General features: G+C 65.9%; 21 protein-coding genes. 8 read left to right on the plus strand and 13 right to left on the minus strand.

Annotated elements, in window-relative coordinates:
* Positions 1 to 7: 7 nt before the first annotated feature.
* The 3 genes from MKW15_RS22090 to MKW15_RS22100 all read left to right on the plus strand — a co-directional run bounded on the left by MKW15_RS22090 (position 8) and on the right by MKW15_RS22100 (position 2,693).
* Positions 8 to 361 carry a Fe-S protein gene (locus tag MKW15_RS22090; protein ID WP_240862146.1) on the plus strand — a complete coding sequence of 118 codons (354 nt, stop codon included), beginning with the start codon at positions 8 to 10 and terminating at the stop codon, positions 359 to 361.
* Between the two features lie 115 nt (positions 362 to 476).
* Positions 477 to 917 (plus strand): hypothetical protein, encoded by a 441-nt coding sequence (locus MKW15_RS22095; RefSeq protein ID WP_240862147.1) that lies wholly within the window; start codon positions 477 to 479, stop codon positions 915 to 917.
* Between the two features lie 297 nt (positions 918 to 1,214).
* Positions 1,215 to 2,693: a cytochrome P450 gene (locus MKW15_RS22100; protein ID WP_240862151.1), complete on the plus strand. Its 1,479-nt coding sequence runs from the start codon at positions 1,215 to 1,217 to the stop codon at positions 2,691 to 2,693.
* 21 nt (positions 2,694 to 2,714) lie between these two features.
* Here MKW15_RS22100 and MKW15_RS22105 read toward each other — a convergent pair whose 3' ends face one another.
* Both MKW15_RS22105 and MKW15_RS22110 read right to left on the minus strand, forming a co-directional pair.
* Positions 2,715 to 3,686: a glycoside hydrolase family protein gene (locus MKW15_RS22105; RefSeq protein ID WP_240862204.1), complete on the minus strand. Its 972-nt coding sequence runs from the start codon at positions 3,684 to 3,686 to the stop codon at positions 2,715 to 2,717.
* A 65-nt stretch (positions 3,687 to 3,751) separates the two neighbouring features.
* Positions 3,752 to 4,282 carry a putative immunity protein gene (locus tag MKW15_RS22110; protein ID WP_240862153.1) on the minus strand — a complete coding sequence of 177 codons (531 nt, stop codon included), beginning with the start codon at positions 4,280 to 4,282 and terminating at the stop codon, positions 3,752 to 3,754.
* Positions 4,283 to 4,581: 299 nt separating this feature from the next.
* Between MKW15_RS22110 and MKW15_RS22115 the strand changes: the two genes are divergently transcribed.
* A complete protein-coding gene (locus MKW15_RS22115) occupies positions 4,582 to 6,210 on the plus strand; it encodes a cation:proton antiporter family protein (RefSeq protein WP_240862155.1) in 1,629 nt (542 codons plus the stop codon).
* A gap of 534 nt (positions 6,211 to 6,744) precedes the next feature.
* Here the strand turns inward: MKW15_RS22115 and MKW15_RS22120 are convergent.
* The 7 genes from MKW15_RS22120 to MKW15_RS22150 form a co-directional block, all read right to left on the minus strand.
* Positions 6,745 to 7,161: a type II toxin-antitoxin system VapC family toxin gene (locus tag MKW15_RS22120; protein ID WP_240862157.1), complete on the minus strand. Its 417-nt coding sequence runs from the start codon at positions 7,159 to 7,161 to the stop codon at positions 6,745 to 6,747.
* A 2-nt stretch (positions 7,162 to 7,163) separates the two neighbouring features.
* Entirely contained in the window at positions 7,164 to 7,403 is a 240-nt protein-coding gene (locus MKW15_RS22125; RefSeq protein WP_240862160.1) for an AbrB/MazE/SpoVT family DNA-binding domain-containing protein, read from the minus strand.
* Positions 7,404 to 7,595: 192 nt separating this feature from the next.
* A complete protein-coding gene (locus MKW15_RS22130) occupies positions 7,596 to 8,009 on the minus strand; it encodes a PIN domain-containing protein (protein ID WP_240862162.1) in 414 nt (137 codons plus the stop codon).
* On the minus strand, positions 8,006 to 8,224 hold the full coding sequence (locus tag MKW15_RS22135) for a type II toxin-antitoxin system VapB family antitoxin (RefSeq protein WP_240862164.1): 219 nt from the start codon (positions 8,222 to 8,224) through the stop codon (positions 8,006 to 8,008). The genes MKW15_RS22130 and MKW15_RS22135 overlap by 4 nt, the downstream gene beginning before the upstream one ends.
* Before the next feature lie 123 nt (positions 8,225 to 8,347).
* Positions 8,348 to 9,427: a redox-regulated ATPase YchF gene (gene ychF / locus MKW15_RS22140; RefSeq protein WP_240862165.1), complete on the minus strand. Its 1,080-nt coding sequence runs from the start codon at positions 9,425 to 9,427 to the stop codon at positions 8,348 to 8,350.
* Between the two features lie 44 nt (positions 9,428 to 9,471).
* Positions 9,472 to 10,662: an AI-2E family transporter gene (locus MKW15_RS22145; RefSeq protein ID WP_240862206.1), complete on the minus strand. Its 1,191-nt coding sequence runs from the start codon at positions 10,660 to 10,662 to the stop codon at positions 9,472 to 9,474.
* 637 nt (positions 10,663 to 11,299) lie between these two features.
* On the minus strand, positions 11,300 to 11,632 hold the full coding sequence (locus MKW15_RS22150; RefSeq protein WP_240862166.1) for a hypothetical protein: 333 nt from the start codon (positions 11,630 to 11,632) through the stop codon (positions 11,300 to 11,302).
* Between the two features lie 118 nt (positions 11,633 to 11,750).
* Here MKW15_RS22150 and MKW15_RS22155 point away from each other — a divergent pair, with 118 nt between their 5' ends.
* The 4 genes from MKW15_RS22155 to MKW15_RS22170 all read left to right on the plus strand — a co-directional run bounded on the left by MKW15_RS22155 (position 11,751) and on the right by MKW15_RS22170 (position 16,069).
* Entirely contained in the window at positions 11,751 to 13,265 is a 1,515-nt protein-coding gene (locus tag MKW15_RS22155) for a DNA-3-methyladenine glycosylase 2 family protein (protein WP_240862167.1), read from the plus strand.
* 85 nt (positions 13,266 to 13,350) lie between these two features.
* Positions 13,351 to 13,911, plus strand: coding sequence for a methylated-DNA--[protein]-cysteine S-methyltransferase (locus tag MKW15_RS22160; RefSeq protein WP_276615263.1), 561 nt, complete (start codon positions 13,351 to 13,353; stop codon positions 13,909 to 13,911).
* A gap of 36 nt (positions 13,912 to 13,947) precedes the next feature.
* Positions 13,948 to 15,117 carry a DNA recombination protein RmuC gene (locus tag MKW15_RS22165; RefSeq protein WP_240862169.1) on the plus strand — a complete coding sequence of 390 codons (1,170 nt, stop codon included), beginning with the start codon at positions 13,948 to 13,950 and terminating at the stop codon, positions 15,115 to 15,117.
* Between the two features lie 34 nt (positions 15,118 to 15,151).
* Positions 15,152 to 16,069 carry a DUF6542 domain-containing protein gene (locus tag MKW15_RS22170; protein WP_240862172.1) on the plus strand — a complete coding sequence of 306 codons (918 nt, stop codon included), beginning with the start codon at positions 15,152 to 15,154 and terminating at the stop codon, positions 16,067 to 16,069.
* 32 nt (positions 16,070 to 16,101) lie between these two features.
* Here MKW15_RS22170 and MKW15_RS22175 read toward each other — a convergent pair whose 3' ends face one another.
* Genes MKW15_RS22175 through MKW15_RS22190 form a run of 4 tightly spaced genes read right to left on the minus strand, consistent with a single transcriptional unit; the run spans position 16,102 to position 19,487 of the window.
* The gene (locus tag MKW15_RS22175; protein ID WP_240862174.1) at positions 16,102 to 16,656 is read right to left on the minus strand and encodes a nucleosidase; all 555 of its coding nucleotides are present in this window, start codon (positions 16,654 to 16,656) and stop codon (positions 16,102 to 16,104) included.
* 17 nt (positions 16,657 to 16,673) lie between these two features.
* Complete coding sequence (locus MKW15_RS22180) at positions 16,674 to 17,444, minus strand: fructosamine kinase family protein (protein WP_240862176.1); 771 nt, start codon at positions 17,442 to 17,444, stop codon at positions 16,674 to 16,676.
* Positions 17,441 to 18,412: an SDR family oxidoreductase gene (locus MKW15_RS22185; RefSeq protein WP_374247927.1), complete on the minus strand. Its 972-nt coding sequence runs from the start codon at positions 18,410 to 18,412 to the stop codon at positions 17,441 to 17,443. Before MKW15_RS22185 ends, MKW15_RS22180 begins: the two co-directional genes overlap by 4 nt.
* 25 nt (positions 18,413 to 18,437) lie before the next feature.
* Complete coding sequence (locus tag MKW15_RS22190) at positions 18,438 to 19,487, minus strand: N-acetylmuramoyl-L-alanine amidase (protein ID WP_240862177.1); 1,050 nt, start codon at positions 19,485 to 19,487, stop codon at positions 18,438 to 18,440.
* Positions 19,488 to 19,609 lie beyond the last annotated feature (122 nt).

Consider the following 19,609-nt stretch of genomic DNA (forward strand, 5'->3'; position numbering starts at 1 on the left):
TGACACCATGGATGTACTACGCAGCGTCGTCGTGCTTGTGCACATCGTCGGTTTCGCGATCACCTTCGGCGCGCTCGTCGCCGAGGCAGTTGCGGCGCGCTGGCGCTTCACGAAACTGATGGACTACGGCCTGCTGCTATCGCTGATCACAGGGCTCGTCTTGGCCACGCCGTGGCCCGACGGTGTCCATCTCAACTACGTCAAGATCGGTGTGAAGCTGACGATCCTCGTGATTCTCGGTGGAATCCTCGGCATGGGTGCCGCCCGCCAACGCAGGACCGGCGTGGCTGTTCCGCGGCCACTGTTCGTCACCGCCCTGCTGCTGTCGCTGTCGGCTGCAGCCATCGCCGTGATCTGGTGATCGTCGGCGAGTCTGAACGTTTGGCGAATCAACCGCGATCGGCGCCGACCCGTGCTTACCGTGGGGATCCGTACGTGTCGAGGGCGTGCGTCCCAACAACCGAGGAGAAGTCATCGTGTCTGTGAAATCCGTCTGGGAGGGCGCACTCGCCACCGCAGGCGTCGCCGTCGGCGCAACCGCATTGACCATCGGGCTGGCAGCTCCGGCCAACGCGGCGGTCACGTCGGTCAGGATCATGCCCACGGGTCAGACAGTCAGTTCGTCGGACGCGATGGTCGGGACGAGTTGCACGTATGCCGTCAGCGCCAAGGTCACCAATGACCGGCCCGTCACGGTGGTCGCGGCCCGACGGCTGGGCCCCAATCAGGCAGCCACCGTGTTCCTGGCCACCAACAAGCGACCCATGAATGGCATGTTGACCGCCTACTGGACACCCAAGGTGCCGGGCACCTACTACGTGAGCGCCTTCCACTACGGCGACCGCTCACGGCCGCCGATCAAGACGATCAAGGTCGGCTCGGGCATCAACCTCTCCGGCACCTGCATCGTCCTCTGACGCCGTCGGACAGAGCACAACCAATCACCCCCTCCACCCACGGGTGGACATGCAACTCCATCCGTGGGCGGAGCGAGATTCCACCTGCAGCCCGCTGATCCGACCGGACCACCGCATTAGCGTCGATGCCAAGCGCCGCAGAAGTCGGCACCTTGGAAGGAGATCGGCTGTGTGGGTTCTCGTTATCGCCGTGTTCGTGCTTCTCGCTATGGCCGCCCTGCTGCACGATCGCCACGGGCTGGACATGAGGGCGCGAGAGTTCAGCGCCGCCCTGAACGCTCGTGACGCAAGGCGATCATGACCACCTACGACCTCCGAACCACTCTGTCGTTCACGAAGGCACCCCGACGCTGGCACCTCGCGGCCGCCGATTCCCCGTCGGGTATCACCGGTGCTGACGACGACGCCGGTCCGATCGACATTCCCCGTCGCTCCGCTCGCCCGGTCGCCGACGAGCCGGCACCGAACGCACCGGCCACCTACCTGCGGCCGAATACACTCTGGACCTCACTGCAGATCGTCACCCGTCAAGGCGACATGTTCTTCGCCGATGCGGCCGAGCACGGCGACCTGTTGCGCTACAAGTTCCCGGGAGGTCCGAATTCGGTTGCCGTGCTGACCAATCCGTCGCACATCAGGTCGGTCATGACCGCTGACCCGGACATCGCGCCGTCGGCCACCCGGCAGTCGCCGCTGCGGCCGATCGTCGGACCGAATTCCGTTCTCACCTCGATCGGGCCGCGGCATCGTCGTCAACGGACACTGCTCATGCCGCGTTTCCACGGCAAGTCCGTGGCGGCATACCGCGAGAGCATCGAGACCGCGACCGCCACACATATCGACTCTTGGCCCGTCGGCCAACCCATACGGCTCGCCGATATGGCACAACAGCTCACTCTCGACGTCATCATGGCCGCTGTCTTTGGTCTGCCCGACGGTGTCCCGAACACCGAAGCCGAACACGCGCTTCGGTCGTCGATGGTCCGGATGCTTCGGTGGTCCACTCATCCATTGGCGACGGTTGCCCAGTTGGCCAACAGTTTCAACGAGAATCCGGTCGGGATCACCAAGCTCATCTTGCGGCCGGTCGACGCGGCGATCGCCGCGCTGCTGGCCGAACGGCGCGCCGAATCGTCGTCGGTCGAGCGCACCGATATCGCAGCGCTCCTGCTCGCAGCACGGACCGACGATGGTATGCCGTTGCCGGACAGCGAAATCCGCGACGAACTACTCACCCTCGTCCTCGCCGGGCACGAAACCACCGCCAACACCGTCGCCTGGACCTTCGAACGCCTCACCCGTAACCCCGACGTCTACCGCGATGCGCGGGATGCCGCGAGAGCGGGCGACGACGACTACATCGAAGCGTTGCTCAACGAGTCAATGCGCGCGCGGCCGGTGGTACCGCTGGTAGCTCGGGAACTCTTGCAGCCGTGGCAGTTCGGTGCGTATCGCGTTGATCCGGGCACGGTCGCGTTGATCAGTATCCTGTTGCTCCACCACCGCGACGACATCTATCCGCGTCCCTTCGAGTTCACCCCGGAACGCTTCCTCGGCGTCCGGCCCGCGTCGCACACGCTGATGCCGTTCGGCGGCGGCAACCGGCGGTGTCTCGGAGCGACCCTTGCCATGGCCGAGCTCCGGATCGTGGTCACCGAGATCCTGCGTCGCGTGGACCTCGAACTCACCGACCGCGCACCCGAGCGGCCCCGGCATCGCAACGTCACGATGATCTCCCGCGACGGTGGACTGGTGCGCGCCAACGCCATTCGCTGACTCCTTGGCCGAGAAGCGTGGTCAGGCCGGTTGACGCATCACACCGAAGTGCCGCACTGATCCGGACAATCCGGGGAGCAACGTCCTGCTCGACCAGGTACGCATCCCGTCGGTGCTGTCGGAGTAATAGTACTTACCGTCGCGGTACGCGTCGAAATAGATGCGCCACGCGCCGCTGGGCAACTGAACCACAGCCGGCCCCTCGACAAAGGTCCCCCAATTCCCTGGTGGGATAAACCGGTACGGCCCGGCGAGTGATCTGGCGACCGCGTGCTGGATGAACTTCTTGGTCTCGTTCTTGGTGAAGGCGTGATACACCGAGCCGACCTTCACGACGGTGGTGTCGATGTGGTCGGCGCCGATCCCGGCGATCGGGGTCGGGATGCTCCACACGCGGAAGTCGGAGCTGAGCGCCGTCATGAGGTAGGGCACAAAGCCGCCGCCGGTCGACATCGACAGGATGACATGGACTCGCCCGCCTTCCACAAACCATTCGGGCGCCCAGGCCTTGGTGGTGAACGGCGAGAGCGACGGACCGTCGCTGGAGCCTGCCGACCCGGACGAACCCGGCCCGCTCGACGAGCCGAGTCCCTTACCGTCGCCGGTGCCGGGCAGGAACGCGCAACAGAACGGAACCGGATAGTTGTGCATGAACGCCCAGTGGATACGGTCGCGGCTGCGCGCGAAGCCGATGTTCGCGCCATCGACCGTGGTGTAGGTGACGTAGTACCAACCGTCGGTATTGCGGAAGATGCTGGGGTCACGCACGCGCCCCGACGGCGGCCGATACGCCGGCTTCGCCAGCGGGCTGAACTGGGTGCCATTAGACGACTGGTAGACGTCCATGTAGACGTCGCTGGTGTTGCTGAACCCCACGAGGGTGTAGCGCCAGCCGCTCGGCGCGGCGTTGGCGCCGGATTGGGTGGCCATCAATCCCGCGACCGCGATCAGCACCGCCGAAACGGCGAGCGCAGCGCCTCGCTTCAATACCATCATCGGTGCAGTATCACCGACAACGACACACCACGCATCACTTTGGCCACACGCGCACCAACTTTTTACGCAATCTGTGCCTGGAGCTCACGAATCACATCGCCCAGGATTCCGCGCGACATCAGGCCCGGCCCCAGCGGTCCGGAGGAGTCGCTCCCGACCGGCGGAAGCTGCCGCAAGATCGATTGTTCTTCGTCGGTCAACGCCGCCAACTGCCACGCAATCTCGTCGGCCACCGCCTCGGGTCGAGCCGGATTGGCCAACGACATGGCCTTGACCGCGTAGGCGGCCGCGCCCAACGCATGCGCACCCATGTGGGCGACCGAGGCAGCCTGGGCAACCGACCGGGCAGCCGCCGCCCCCTGCGGGGTGGTCGCGGCCTTGGCTGCCTTCACCGCGACAAGTCGCTTCCGGATCTCCTCGGCCGCAGTACTCGACCCGGCACTGAAGGCCCGGGTGCGCACGACCGCATCGCGAATCTGCTCCTGCGCCATCGGTTCGGCGTCGAACATCGGGAGTACGCGTTCGGCGCAGGTCACCGCCCATCGCGCAACGACGCGACGCTCCTCCTCGGTCAAGGTCTGAATCGATGCCACTCACGCACACTCCACCGTCGAACTCCACATGGCAAGCAGTCGGGATTCTCATTCCGGCATCTCCTCGGTGAAGACGGCAGGCAATCCGACGACGCAAGACGGGATTCGATCTCGTCGCGATGCTCGACGGCGAGGAAATCGATTGCCTACCCCGACGATCCGCAAAGCGAATGATTTCGCCGCCCGGCAGAGTTCCGCGGATTTCACACGCGCGCGCCGCGGATGTCGTGTTTCGATCGCGGACCCGCTTAGGGTGAGGTGGGTCCGCATCACCGCACCGCACACGACAGGACGAACGCATGACGGTGGCCGCCATCTATCTCGTCATCACCTTCGGGCTCGGTGGCCTGGCGATGGTGCTGCGGCTGCCCCCGTTGGTCGGATTCCTGGCGGCCGGCTTCGTTCTCAACGCGATCAACGTCGAAGACCTGCCGCAGTTGGAGACGCTCGCCGACCTCGGGGTCACCCTGCTCCTGTTCGCGATCGGTCTCAAACTCAACGTGCGAACCCTGCTGCGCCGCGAGGTGTGGCTGACGACGTCGGTACATATGCTGTGCAGCGTCGTCCTCGGCGGTGCGCTGATCTGGCTGGCAGCGGTGGCCGGGGTGTCGATGCTGGTCGGACAAAGCCTGCAGACCATAGCCCTGCTGGGCTTCGCGTTGTCATTCTCCAGCACCGTCTTCGTGGTGAAGATCCTCGACGAGCGAGGCGAATCGACCTCCCTCTACGGCCGCGTGTGTATCGGCATCCTGGTGATGCAGGATCTCATCGCCGTGATCTTCCTGACCGCGACCGCCGGGCACGCCCCCAGCCCGTGGGCGCTCACGCTGGTGGGCTTGTGGCCGCTCACGTTGGTGGCACGTCGGGTGTGGGGACGCCTGGGCCACGGCGAGATGCAGTCACTGTTCGGGATCGTGATGGCGTTGGTCCCGGGATACGTCTGGTTCTCGTCGGTCGGCCTCAAGGGCGATCTGGGTGCCCTGATCGTCGGCATGCTGCTCGCGTCGCATCCGGCAGCCACCGAACTGTCCCGGTCGTTGTTCCACATCAAGGAACTGTTGCTGGTGGCGTTCTTCGTGTCGATCGGGCTCACCGGCCTGCCCGACATGCCCACGATCGGCGTCGCCCTTCTGATGATGGTGCTGCTGCCGATCAAGGCGGCCGGCTACACGGCGTTGTTGACGTTGATGAAGCTGCGATACCGGACCGCAATCCTGGCCGGCCTGGGCCTGATGAACTACTCCGAGTTCGGCCTGATCGTCGTCTCGGTCGGGGTGAGTGCTGGGCTCTTGACTCATACATGGCTGGTCGAACTGTCCATTGCCGTCGCTTTGAGCTTCGTCATATCCGCGGTGGTCAACGGCCGTGGGAACCAGCTCGCGGAACGGATCGTCGCGCGCCTGCCCGTCCAAGACGAACACAACCTGCAGCCCGAAGAGCGGCCCGGGGACGCGGGTGACGCCGAGGTCGTCGTCATCGGAATGGGCCGGGTTGGATTTGCCACCTATCAGCGCCTGACCGAGCGATATCGAATGCGGGTGGTCGGCGTCGACTACGACGAAAGTCGAATCCAGCGACTCACCGACCGAGGCGTCCGGGTCATCGAGGCCGACGCGACCGACCTGGACTTCTGGGTCCGTCTGCGACGTTCTGATTCGGTGCGGCACGCCGTGCTGGCGATGCCGAATCACAGCGCCAACGTCGTCGCGCTCGAATGCCTGCGCAAGTCGGGTTTCAGAGGTCAGGTCGCTTCGGCGGCACGCTATGAAGACGAAGTGCACTGGGCCACCGACAATGGCATCGGCATTGCGTTCAACGTCTACGCGGGCGCCGGGTTGGAGTTGGCCGACCAGGTCGCCGCTGCCGTTGAACCACCACCAGACGAACCCGGGGGCGACCCCGCGGAGGGCGATGCTCCGGAGCGGTGAGAGCGCTCTGCCGCGTCCTTCCCGAGGGTGAGACTGGTCACTCACCCCGGCTCGAGGCTCCTCGGATTCGATGCGCGACAACGCTTCTCGACCGCGGAGACGACGCCCTGGGATCACTCAGCCTCGCGGTGCTGTGCCCACTGCCACCGCTATTCGCCTGCGTGACGGTGCTGATGGCCACACGACGCCGCGTCGACGCGGACGTCGAGGCCGCGGCACGGTCGTGACTGCGTGACCGACTGGGTTGTCCTCACCAGATTGCTGCCCCACTTGTGACCTGGCCCTGGCGTCAGTCTATGCAGAGCCGTGAAACCCACGGTGCGACAGCGTGTGTCGGCCACGCCTGTGGTCGTCGACGACTCATCGCCGAACGTGTACTGGCGGCCGAGTCGATGACTGAGATCGGGCCCGTGAGGGCGGTCCTCCGGGAATATCCCGGAGCCGGGCACTGAGGAGCCGATCTCAGTCACGCGTCGAGCTGAGCCAGATAGTCGGCGTCGTCAATAGACCGCCGCGATTCGCCCGCGTCACGTTTCACCCCACGATCTCCTCTACCCGCGCACCCACCGCGTCGTAGGTAGGCCGTGCCCGGGCATCGCGCGTGATCAAGACGGCGTCGTTCTCTCGGGCCGCCAATGCGACCAAAGCATCGTAGGTCGCCCCACCGGCTATTCCGAATCGGGCAAGGAGCCGATGAGCCTCGGCCACAACACCTTCGGGGAGCCCAAGCGTCTCGACGAAGTTGTCGTCGATCAGCAGCACCGCATCCGGCGGAGCCACTCGCGCGTCGCCAGGCAGGCGAGTCAGCACTGAATAGGTCTCCAGCAGAGCATGTCCGCTGAGCGCAAGCGGCCGGCCGCCAATCCGGGATCTGACAACTTCATGAGCAGCATGGGAAGCCACGAGAAACGGCACCGCAACGCTTGTGTCGACGGCGAATCGTTGACTCACGCTCACCGTCTGCTGGAATCGATCAATCCGAACATGACCTCGTCGGTCACCGCGGTTTCAGACTCGGCGACCAGATGCCCGTCAGCTCCCTTGACCAGCCGCGCGGTTCGTCCACCCGGGGTCACCTGCAGACCCCCGCCATACAGCGAAATGTCGACGGTGGATCCGGGCGCGATTCCCAACATGTCTCGAAGGGCTTTGGGTAGGAGCAGTCGTCCGCCCGAGTCGATCGTGGCTTCCATGGGAACAGGCTACCAGTGGAATCCCATCATGGCCGCTGGTTGTCGAGCAGATCGACTCACGCGGACCACGGTTCGTCGATAACGTCACTCACGGACTGGTTGAACTCCCACTACCACGCACACCGTCCTCAGACGCTCGTCCCTCGTCCATAATGTGGCGCCCGAATCGATTGGGCCCCAACGCTGAAGATGTCATGGCGAGGGTGCGACGTACTCGCATTGCAAATCCGACACCCTCGCGATGTGCTCGAAGTCGTGGTCCGCGGCGAGCACCGTCGCATCGTTGACGATGGCGTAGCCGGCAATCAGGATGTCGAGCGAGCCCGCTGCACGGACCAGCCCTGTATTCCATAGTGCGGCTTGAATGTCGAGCACGAGCGATTCGTCAGGCGCGTGCTCAAGCGGAAATCCGAGGGAGATCTGTTCGCGGTAGCGCAGGTGCTCCTCGCGTGTCCGGGCGCTGTGGCAGAACTCGAGCGCCTGGGGCGGACACGTGACGAACAGGTCCGCCGGCGCTCGCTCAATGCGGCGCAGCCTCGCAGTGACGCCCGGGTCCCCGGTGGCCAGTCTCGCCCAGACCGAGTTATCGACCAGGTAGTCGGTCACACAGACTCGACATCACCTGGTGAGGCCACAGGCGCGCCGAGTTCGCCTTCAAGATCGGTCAGTCCTGCGATTCCTTCGATCATCGCGGCCTTCTGTTTCGAGGCGACGAGCCTGCGCAACGCGAGGTCGATCACGGCCCGGTTCGATCGCTCACCCGTGAGGGCTCGGGCACGCTCAATAAGCTTCGAATCCAGATCAACACTGGTGACGGCCATCACTGCCCTCCTAACTATATATCCGACTATATAGTCAAGCTCCCTGCGCGGCCACCCATCGCTCCACAGACCTGACACGCGACCATCAGCGAGCACTTTCGGTGTTGCCGAAACGAAACTCAGCTAAACGTTGAACCTGAACTCCACCACGTCCCCGTCAGCCATGACGTAGTCCTTGCCCTCCATCCGCACCTTGCCTGCGGCCTTGGCTGCGGCCATCGATCCGGCGGAGTCGAGGTCGTCAAAGGAGACGATCTCGGCCTTGATGAAGCCCTTCTCGAAGTCGGTATGGATGACACCGGCCGCCTTGGGCGCGGTGTCGCCGCGGTGGATCGTCCAGGCGCGGGACTCCTTTGGACCGGCGGTGAGGTAGGTCTGCAGGCCCAGGGTGTGGAACCCGGCTCGGGCCAGCGAGCGCAGGCCGGGTTCGGTCTGGCCGATCGAGTCGAGGAGTTCCTGGGCATCCTCCTCGTCGAGTTCGAGGAGTTCGCTCTCCACCTTGGCGTCGAGGAAAACGGCGTCGGCCGGTGCGATCGCGTCGAGCAGTTCCTTCTTGCGAGCGTCGTCGGTCAGCACCGACTCGTCGGCGTTGAAGACGTAGAGGAACGGCTTCGCGGTCATCAGGTGCAGCTCGCGAACCGCGGCGAGATCGAACGAATCCTTCTGCGAGAAGAGCGTTTTCCCGGAGTTGAGGATCTCTTGCGCCTTCTGCGTGGCCGCTACGGTCTCGGCGAGATCCTTGTTCTTGCGGGCGTCCTTCTCAAGACGCGGCAGCGCCTTCTCGATGGTCTGCAGGTCGGCGAGGATGAGCTCGGTCTCGATGACACCGATGTCCGACAGCGGGTCGACACGGCCGTCGACATGGACGACGTCGTCGTCGGCGAACACCCGGACCACCTGGCAGATGGCGTCGGCCTCCCGGATGTTGGCCAGGAATTGGTTCCCCATGCCCTCGCCCTCGGACGCGCCCTTGACGATCCCGGCGATGTCGACGAAGGACACCGTCGCGGGCAGGATGCGTTCGCTGCCGAAGATCTCGGCAAGCCGATGCAGGCGTGCGTCAGGCAGTTCCACCACACCGATGTTCGGTTCGATGGTCGCGAACGGGTAGTTCGCCGCCAGGACGTCGTTACGGGTCAGCGCGTTGAACAGGGTGGATTTGCCGACGTTGGGCAGCCCAACGATTCCCAGGGTGAGACTCACGGGCGACCAGTCTATCGGTTGGCATTAGCCGAGATTGCGGTGCGTCAGGCAGGCTGCGCACCGGCGGGTGTATCGGGTGGCGGCTCCTCGTCGGGCACACCCACTTGCTCGGTCACTGGCATGCCCTCGGGCGGCAGGGTCTCGCCCGCTCGCGCCGCGATCTGCTCGTTCAGGTAGCGCAGCACGACGGCGATCGCCGACGCCGCCGGGACGGCGAGGAAAGCACCGGTGATCCCGAACAGGGTGCCGCCCAGGGTGACCGACAACAGGACGATCGTCGCGTGCAGATCCATCGACTTCGACTGCAGCCACGGCTGCAGGACGTTGCCCTCGAGCTGTTGCACCGCCAGGATCACACCGAGCAGGATCAGGGCCGAGGTCAGGCCGTTGGACACCAGCGCGATCAGCACGGCGAGCGCTCCGGCGACGAAGGCACCCACGATCGGTATGAACCCACCGAGGAACGTGACCACGATCAGCACACCGGCCAGCGGGACGTCGAGGATCACCAGGCCGACACCGATCAGCGCGGCATCGACGAAACTGACCAGCGCCTGGGTCCGGATGAAACCGCCGAGACTGGCCCACATCCGCTGCAGAACCTCGCCGACGTGCAGGCCGGAGGGCTTACCCAGGGTTCGATGGAGCCACGGCACGAACTTCGGGCCGTCCTTGAGGAAGAAGAACACCAGGACGAGCGTGGTGAAGATGGTGACCAACGCCGACGTCGCGGTGCCGACACCGCTGAACACACCCTGCGCGATGGTCGTCGAACTCGATTGCAGCTTCTGGGTGATCGTGTGGACGATGTTGTCGAGCTGCTCGTCCTGCACGTTGAGCGGTGGACCCTGAATCCAGTCCTGCAGCTTCTTCACACCGTCGGTGGCGCGGTTCGCGAGGTCGGGCGCCTGGTCGACGATCGACGGCACGATCGCGCCGATCACACCGGCGAACACCCCCACCGCGACCAGCATCATGACGATCGATGCCGCGGCCGCCGGAACCCCGCGTTGCCGCATCCAGCGCACGGGTGGCCACAGAATGGTGCACAGAATGATCGCGAAAAGGATGGGCAACAACACAACCCACAACTTGGCGAGCACCCACATCAGCACCCACACCGCGGCCACCACGAGGATGATCTCGAGCCCCACGATCGCGCTCGATCGGAGGCCGGACATCATCACTTTGCCGCGAGATGGGAACTCGGTGGTCGTCGACGATTCCGCACCCACTGCGGGTGCGGGATTCTCCGGTTGATCGGGGCTGTCTGAAGTCTCGGCATCGCCCGGTGTGTCTGTCACGCAATGATCCTCACACACCGGCGTCGATCCGACGACGCTGCTCACCGTTCATGTCGGTCGTTCGGGCACCGCCGTCGTCGGATCGGCGACGCACGCGCCGACGTCGTCGGCGATCGTGGAGGCGGGAAGAGCGCGGCCTCGTCGCAGAAACCGCACTTGTCGCCAGAAACCTCAGGTGTGGCCAGAAACCGTTGGTGCGCCTCGGGTTTCTGACCAGACACGCGGTTTCTGAAACCGCGACACGCCGCCAACGCGCCTCGGAGGTCGGCGAAGCCGCCGCCGCGGTCAACCATCACAGAGGTCCCCGTCGAGCACAGTCCTCGGACTCGGAACATCGTCATCAAGCACAGAAGGCGCTCTTTGCCGCCCAAGAAACTAGGGGAAGAAACTTCTTCCCCTGGCCTTGGTGTCCTCCCCGCGAGTTTTCTGGGGGACGACTCCAAACCTCGCGGAAGAAACTTCTTCCCCTAGATTTTTCGGCACGGCATCACGCATTTCCCCAGTTCAGAGGACTGGTCACCGAACTCTTCGAGGCAGCGACCCACCCGCCGGTCGATGAAGACCCAGCTCAGTGCCGACGGAACTTGCGTTCGAGGTAGCGCACCAACGCGTTCATCGCCTCGAGTTCGACGATCAGCGGACCGGGGTCGGCGGCCGGGCGCTGGACCTCTGGGTGTGCCACATCGACCGGCTTCTCGACGCAGCGCGTCTCCGAGTCCGTACCGCGTGCCGCAGGTACCAGGGGTCTGCGTTCCACCCCGACTGCCTGCTCCTCGGCGCACGCCTTTTTGATGGTGTCGGGCCCGTACAGGCCCATCATGAGCTCCAGTCCCCACGCCGGGAGTTCCGACAGCGGGGTTTCGTCACGCCGACCACGCAGTCGGTGTCCCTCGAACGACATGGCCCATATGGTGCCAGCGAATGTTACGTACGTCACGTTTTTCGCCCGATCAGTGGGACAACCAGCCATGTCCGATTCCCGCCAGCATGGACCCCCGCCAAAGTGTCACAGTGAATGGGTGAGCATCGATCTGGCGCCTGAGACCCTGACAGCCCAGTTGGACTTCGACCGCTGCTATCGAGCGCTGAGCGCCCGCGACACCCGCTTCGACGGCCAATTTTTCGTGACCGTCGCAACCACGGGTATCTATTGCCGACCGTCGTGTCCCGCACAGACCCCGAAACCCCAGAACGTCTCGTTCGTACTCACCGCGGCTGCTGCCCAGCTGCGAGGTTTCCGCGCGTGCCGCCGTTGTCTGCCCGACGCCGTTCCGGGTTCACCGCGTTGGAACGCCGGCGCCGACACCGCGTCGCGCGCCATGCGGCTGATCGCCGACGGGGTGGTCGAGCGCGAGGGCGTCGGGGGCCTCGCGGATCGTCTGCGCTACTCGCCGCGCCATCTCAACCGTGTCCTGACCGACAACCTCGGCGCAGGACCGCTTGCGCTGGCACGGGCACATCGGGCCACCAATGCCCGCATCCTCGTGCAATGCACGACGATGCCGATGGCCGACGTGGCGTTCGCCGCCGGTTTCAGCAGCGTCCGACAATTCAACGACACCATCCGCGCGGTGTTCGGGCTGACCCCGACCGAGCTCCGTCGACTGCGCTCGCGGCATACCGTGACACCCGCCACCGCCGACGGGGTGACGTTGCGACTGGCCTACCGCCGCCCGTACCGGTGGGCGTGGATGCGCTGGTTCCTCCAGTCGCACCTGGCGTCCGGCGTCGAAGCCGTGCTGGACGACGGAACCGGCTGGCGGTACTGCCGTGTCCTCACGCTCCCGCACGGACCGGCGGTCGCGGTGATCGAGCCGATGTCCGATCACGTACGACTCTCGTTGCACCACATGGACATGCGCGATCTCGGTGTCGCGGTCAACCGGGTGCGGCGCCATCTAGACCTCGACGCCGACATCGACGCCGCCGAAGACTCGTTGCGCAACGATCCAGCCTTGGCCGCGCTTGTCGACGAGGCGCCGGGCGTTCGGCTCGCCGGCAGTCTCGACCCCGCCGAGACCATCATCCGTACCATGGTCGGCCAGCAGATCAGTGTCGCGGCCGCACGGACCCACATCGACGAGCTCGTCAACCAGCTGGGATCGCGGCTCGATCCGGCCGCGACGCTCGGCGAGGCCGGACGCATGCCCTCCACGCAGTTCCCCACTCCGGCCGCGATCGCCGAACACGGCGGTCGGGTGCTCCGCGGTCCGCGCCGACGAATCGACGCCATCGTGGCGGTCGCCGCGGCGCTCGCCGACAAGTCGGTGGAACCGCACACGGGGTTGGCTGCGTCTGACTTACGTGACCAACTTCTCGAACTGCCCGGCATCGGACCATGGACGGCCAATCTGGTGGCGATGCGGGTGACCGGCGACCCCGACATCGCACTCACCGACGACCTTGTCGTCGTCCGCGCGATGGCCGACCTCGGCATCGAACCTCGGCACGCCGACCGGTGGTCACCGTGGCGGTCCTACGCGTCGATGCACCTCTGGCGGCATCGCCTGGCATCCACCGGCGCACCCGTCTGACGCCCGACCACAAACCCGATCCGATCTCCACCGACCCCGATCCCGATTCCCACCGACCCGATTCCCACCGACCAAGGAGCATGCCTTGTCCACAGCCGAGATCTCCGAAACGACACCATCGAGCCCCGCAGGCGCCGCAAACGCCGAGGTCGCCGACTGGGCGACAATCGCGACCCCCGATGGTCCCTTCACCGTGATAGCCGACGACGCGGGCGTCGTCCTGGCCTCCGGATGGACCGAAGACGCCGGATACCTCGCCGTGCTGATCAACCGCGCCATCCGCCCCACGACGCTGCGGGCAGGGCGTGATCTGGCTGCTGTCACCGACCCGGTCGAGGCGTACTACTCGGGTGAACTGACCGCGATCGATGCGGTCGCCGTCGCCCAGCGGTCTGGACCGTTCCTCGAGCGCGCCTGGGCTGCGCTTCGGACCGTCCGCGCGGGCGGACAGGTCAGCTACACCACATTGGCCGAGATGGCCGGCGAGCCCGCGGCCGTGCGCGCCGCAGCCGCGTCGTGCGCCCGCAACGCAGCAGCGCTGTTCGTGCCGTGCCATCGGGTCCTGCGCAGCGACGGGACATTGGGCGGATTCCGATACGGGCTCGACATCAAACGGTCCCTTCTCGACCGGGAGTACGACGCGTAGGCGGTAGTTGTCGTAGGCCATGTGCACGATCGTCGTGTGATCGCAGCAGCAGTCTCGTTGGTACTCGGTGTCCTACTCGGCGCCGCAGTGGGCTGGTTCGCCCATTCCGCGCGCACGAGTGGGTCCATTTCCGCGGCCCAAGCCCAGGTCGACGCTCTGCGGGAGTCCCGCGACAGCGTCACGGCCTCGATGTCGTGGGCCACCGAGGATGCCGCGCGCCGACAGTCCTCGGCGATCGGGTCGCAGGTGAACCACATTGTCGAACCCCTGCGGTCGACGCTGACGCAGCTGACCGACGAGTTGCGACGCGTCGAGCACAACCGGGTCGGCGCCTACGCCGGACTCGCCGAACAGGTCCGTGGGATGCACGCAACGTCGATGGCGCTCGGCGACCAGACGCGGCAACTGGCGAATGCCCTGCACAGTTCGCATGTGCGCGGCCGCTGGGGGGAAATCCAGTTGGAGCGCGTCGTCGAGTTGGCCGGAATGACCCGGCACTGCGACTTCAGTACGCAGGTAACTGCGCGATCGGACGAGTCGGGCACGGTTCGTCCCGACCTCGTGGTGCACCTCGCGGGCGGACGGTCCATCGTCGTCGACGCGAAGGTGCCCCTCGACGCGTACCTCCGTGCGGCGGATACCGCCGACGACGCCGAACGCGACCGACGACTCGCCGACCACGCACGATCGGTGCGCGCGCACATCGGCAGGCTGTCGTCGAAGGCCTACTGGACGGCTTTCGACAACACACCCGAAATGGTCGTGCTGTTCCTCCCCGCGGAGGCCGTGCTCGAGGCGGCAGCTCGCATCGATCCCGAGCTCATCGAGTTCGGCTTCGGCAAGAATGTCGTGATCGCCACACCGACAACGCTGGTGGCACTGCTGCGGACAGTCGCACTCGGGTGGCGTCATGACGCGATGGCACGCGACGCCGCGGTCATTCACGAGCTCGGTACCACGTTGCACCACCGCCTCAACAGCGTTCTGCAGCATTTCGAGAACGTCGGAACGTCGCTGCGTAAGACGGTTGAGTCCTACAACTCGGCGGTCGGCGTGGTGGAGAACCGACTCGGCGTGACCGCGCGCCGCCTGGCCGACCTGGAAGCCCTCAGCACTTCCGGCGAACCGCCGACACCTGCCATGATCCACACCACATGTAGAACCACCGATGCGCCGCCGACCACGACACCGACGCCGGGCGGTTAACCGTTTTCGGCCGATGAACCGGTAGCGTGACGTTGTGCCTTCCCCACAACTCACTGGAGCAGCGGTCCCCCTGGACCAGCAGTCCGTGCTCCCGACCGTCCGCGGTGTGCCGTGGTGGGGTGCAGTTCTGCTTGCCACCGGCCTCACCGCGCTCGGCGCCATCATCGACGCCTACCGGATCGGTGACCTCGGCGGCGGCTACAAGTTCCTGTACCTCGTGGGATGTGTGGCTGCCGCGCTCGCCGTGCGTCGACGCGGGCTGTTCACCGCAGCGGCGCAGCCACCACTGGTGGCGTTCGCGGTCAGTGTCGTCGCGCTCTACCGGATGAACTCCGACCAGGCGTCGGCGAATCCGCGCAGTTTCGTCTTCAAGGTGATGTTGCCGATCGCCGCGAACTTTCCGTGGATGGCGACTGTCTTCGTCATCACTCTCGCCCTCGTCGTGCTCCGCTGGTACCTGACTCGCGACAAGACCGAAGACCGTCGGCGTGACCGGTCGAAGTCGCCACGCTCCGACTCCGGAAAGAAGACGAGCGACAGCACGGTTGACGCCGCGGCGAACCGCGACGACAAGAGCAACGCCGAGAAGCAGCGTCCACGCCGTGAACGTTCCGCCAAGCCGTCGACAACGCAGCGCTCGCGTAGCCAAACCCGACCCGCCCGCCCCAAGCAGACCAAGCCGCAGGCAGCAGCGAACGCCGAAGCGGCCACAGCGCAGCCGATCCCGGAAGCCTCAAGCGTTGCGCGACGACCCAAACGAGCCACCGCCGGTCAGGTGCTGCGCGCCGAGGCCGGTGCGCAAATTGCCGCGAACGGGTCGAACGCGGACGGGACCGACGGAACGAATCCGCCGGCTCGCCCGTCGGTGGTCACCGATTTCGCGCCCTACGAATCGGTGACCGAGACGCCGGCCGGCGAGTATCCGAGCACCCGCTCGCGCAACCGCGGCTGACCCCCCGCTGGCGGAGCCGACTCCGAGCCGCCTCAGACCAGCCCTTCACTGTCGAGCCAATCGCCGAGTCGGCGTGCGGCCGCGTCGACGAGGTCCGGCCACTGCATCGCTTCCTCGTCGGCGCTGTCGGTGACCACCTTGACCACCCGGCATCCGACTCCGAATTCGGCGCTGACGTGGGCGATCGCGCACCCTTCCATGTCGACGAGGTCGGCCTGTTGAGCCAGTACGGCCCTATGTGCCGGGTCTGCGACAAAGGTGTCGCCGGATGCGAGCACGGTGCCGTCGCCGCCGGGCAGTTCCCAACGATCGGTCATGTCGTAGCCCATGGCACGCAGAGCGGCGCTGCTGATGTCGTGTTCGATCACCGCGGATGGCAAGAACAATCCGGCGTGGTGGTCGTGGAGTGCGCCTGCGGTGCCGATGCTGACGACCGAGGTCACGGGAGGCCCGGCGGCCAGTTCGCGGGCGAGCACCATGGAAGCGCGCACTTTGCCGATGCCGGTGATGAGCAGCCGCGCCCCGGCGGGAACGTAGCGGGCCTCGGAACGCGTGGCGGACACGATCAGGACACTGTTGTCGGGCATCGACCGATTATGTCCTGTCACGCTCGGTCCGCGAGCGTCAGCGTCGACCGCGCCGCACGACCCAGCGCCGCACCGTAACTCGGTCCGTGTCCGGCGGCATGCACGGCCAGCGGATGCAGTTGATGCAGTGGGATGCGCTGCTCCCGTCCCGCGGCCGGCGGATGCTCCGTTCGGTAGCCCTCGACGATGTCGTCGAGCAGCGGGCACCCGAACAGCGCGAGCATCGCGAGGTCGGTCTCGCGGTGACCACCGTGTGCGGCCGGGTCGATCATCACGACACCGTCGGGGGTCCACATCACGTTGCCGCTCCACAGGTCGCCATGAAGGCGGGCGGGCGGTTCGGAATCGTCGAAGACCCCCGCCGCGATGAGTTTGCAGGCGGCCCGGACATCGGCGTCGTCCGCGGCGGTGAGATTGCCGGCGTCGAGTGCCGGGCGCAGGTACGGCAGCACCCGTTCCGCCGAGTAGAAGGCACCCCAGGTGTCGTGCTCGGTGGAACTCAGTGGCCGCTCGCCGATGAACTGCTCTCCGCGGTATCCGTCGGGTGGCGATCCGAATCGGGGCGCCCCGGCGTCGTGTGTGCGAGCCAGCGCCGCACCGAAACGCCGCGCGGCCTCGACGGTCGGACGGGCTGTGTCGAGCCGGGACAACTCGATCGAGTCCCTGGTGACCGCCAGAACCTCCACCACCGGCGCGCCGGCGTCGGCGAGCCACCGTAGGCCGGCGGCCTCGGCGAGGAAGAAATCGGGATCGACGTCGTGCCGGGCTTTTCGGAACGGCCGACTCAACCGGCGTCCGCCGCGTTGGGACTTCCGACATCCCCTACGCCCCCGGCGTCGACCGCCCGCGCCTCGAGCGCTCGGCCGGTCACTCGCGCCAGATGGTCGAAGCGGTCGTTGGCGATCCGCATCACGATCTCGTACGGCAGCGCGAACTTCCGCGCCCACCAGTAGCCGAACCGGATGTCGAACGACGTGTAGACCAGGAATCGATTCTTCCGAATTCCCTTGAGAATCGCCGATGCAGCGGTCTCCGGGCTGACCGCGACCTTGTGGAAGTGGTCGATCTGAGATTTCACGCGCGGATCCGTACGGTCGACGCCGACGATCTCGACCGTATCGACCAGTGGCGTGTCCACCCCGCCTGGGCATACCAGCGAGACGCCGATGTGGTGACGCCGCAGGTCGAATCGCAGCACTTCCGACACTCCGCGAATCCCGAACTTGCTCGCACTGTAGGCCGCGTGCCAGGGCAACGCCAAGAGCCCCGCGGCCGACGCCACGTTCACCAGATGACCACCGTGGCCGCGCCGAACCATCTGCGGCACAAAGCATTCGATGACGTGAATCGGTCCCATCAGATTGACGTCGACCATTTTCCGCCAGTGCCGGTGCTCGAGATTCTCGACCGTCCCCCACGCCGACACCCCGGCGATGTTCATCACCACATCCATCGTGCCGACCTCTGCGTCGACGTGGTCGGCGAAGCTGCGCACCCAGTCGTAGTCCGACACATCACCGGCGAGGTGGTAGACCACCGAGCCGTCGGAGCGATTGATGTCGGCGACGACCTCGTCGAGACGGTCGGCACGCAGATCGGTGAGGACGAGTTCGGCGCCTTCGGCGGCTGCGGCGCGAGCCGTCGCCTCGCCGATTCCGCTTGCGGCACCGGTGATGAGCACCTTGCGTCCGCGCAGCGTCGGCACCGGAGTGTCCATGACGATCAGATCCTTGAGATTCAGACCTCGAAGTCGCATGATCCCGACCCTAGCCTCCCGGCCGTCAGCCGATGGGCAGCTTGCCGCCGAACAGTCCGTAGATCACCGTCAGCATGGCCTTGAGCACCTGCGCGGACACGTCCTGCCCCTGCCCGAGCAGCAGTTGCACGACGGCGGTGGGGTCCTTGGTGCCCAACAACTGTTGGACGAACGGGATCACCGACGCGAGGCCGTTGTCGCCGCCCGGCGGAGGTGTCGCCGCCGACGGCGGTGCGGTGTTGTTGGGGTTCGCGTTACCCGGTACCGACGTGGTTCCGCGGACGTAGTTCAGGATGCCGTCGGTGATGGCCATCGAGTACTTGAGCTGTCCCTTGCGCTCGGACAGACTCGCGGCCTCCGTGGGATTCGACAGGTTGCCCATCTCGATGAAGACGGCGGGAACCTTGGTCAGGTTCACCGCGGCGATGTCCGAACGCGTCTGGATGCCGTTTTGCACCCCCGCGTAATTCGCCGCGGGGAAGCCGGCCTTCACGAATGCATCCCGCATGACGTTCGACGCCTTGCGGCCCTCCCCCGACTGCACGCGGTTGACCGTCGCGTCGGGCACGGGCAGGGTCGGCACGATCATGTGGAAGCCTTTTTTGCCCTGGTCGGCTCCCTGCGCGGTGGAATCGGCGTGGATGCTCACGGCCACGGCGGCACCCGAACGACTCGCGGCCGCCGCGCGCTGATCCACGCAGCCACCCCACCCGGTGTCGTCTGGCCGGCTCAGCACCACTCGCGCGCCCTGGCTTTCCAGCCCCGCCTTCACGAGTTGGACGATCTGCCAGTTGACGGTGTGTTCCTTGGCACCGTTGACCGCGGTCGCGCCGCTGGTCTGACATGCCTTCTTGCCACCGCGCCCGTCGGGCACCTGGGCGTTGAGGTCGTGCCCCGCCGAACTCCCCTGGTGTCCCGGGTCGAGGAAGATCGTCTTGCCGGCAAGGGCGGTGCCGCGGGTAGGTGCGGCGTGCGCAGGCGCAGCTTCGGTCACCGACGCCACGAGGGTGGTCCCGGTCAGCAGCGCGACCGCCGCAGCGGTGAGCGAGAGCCTGATGCGTCGTTTCTGGGTCATCGCGGTATCGGGCGACGGACGCGGATGCGTCCCCGATCGCCCCACTCCCTTCCATTTAGCAACATTGGTCACTCTAGTCACAGAGTTAACAGTGAATCAGGGCGTGTCAGATTTGAAAAATC

Source organism: Gordonia gummivorans, from assembly GCF_022513585.1.
GTDB lineage: Bacteria > Actinomycetota > Actinomycetes > Mycobacteriales > Mycobacteriaceae > Gordonia.

Coding starts and splice junctions, on each gene's coding strand:
- MKW15_RS22185 (WP_374247927.1), bottom strand. CDS start 18,412: ATGCGACTTCGAGGTCTGAATCTCAAGGATCTGATCGTCATGGACACT.
- MKW15_RS22115 (WP_240862155.1), top strand. CDS start 4,582: ATGACGGTGGCCGCCATCTATCTCGTCATCACCTTCGGGCTCGGTGGC.
- MKW15_RS22125 (WP_240862160.1), bottom strand. CDS start 7,403: ATGGAAGCCACGATCGACTCGGGCGGACGACTGCTCCTACCCAAAGCC.
- MKW15_RS22090 (WP_240862146.1), top strand. CDS start 8: ATGGATGTACTACGCAGCGTCGTCGTGCTTGTGCACATCGTCGGTTTC.
- MKW15_RS22100 (WP_240862151.1), top strand. CDS start 1,215: ATGACCACCTACGACCTCCGAACCACTCTGTCGTTCACGAAGGCACCC.
- MKW15_RS22175 (WP_240862174.1), bottom strand. CDS start 16,656: ATGCCCGACAACAGTGTCCTGATCGTGTCCGCCACGCGTTCCGAGGCC.
- MKW15_RS22135 (WP_240862164.1), bottom strand. CDS start 8,224: ATGGCCGTCACCAGTGTTGATCTGGATTCGAAGCTTATTGAGCGTGCC.
- MKW15_RS22190 (WP_240862177.1), bottom strand. CDS start 19,487: ATGACCCAGAAACGACGCATCAGGCTCTCGCTCACCGCTGCGGCGGTC.
- MKW15_RS22150 (WP_240862166.1), bottom strand. CDS start 11,632: ATGTCGTTCGAGGGACACCGACTGCGTGGTCGGCGTGACGAAACCCCG.
- MKW15_RS22105 (WP_240862204.1), bottom strand. CDS start 3,686: ATGGTATTGAAGCGAGGCGCTGCGCTCGCCGTTTCGGCGGTGCTGATC.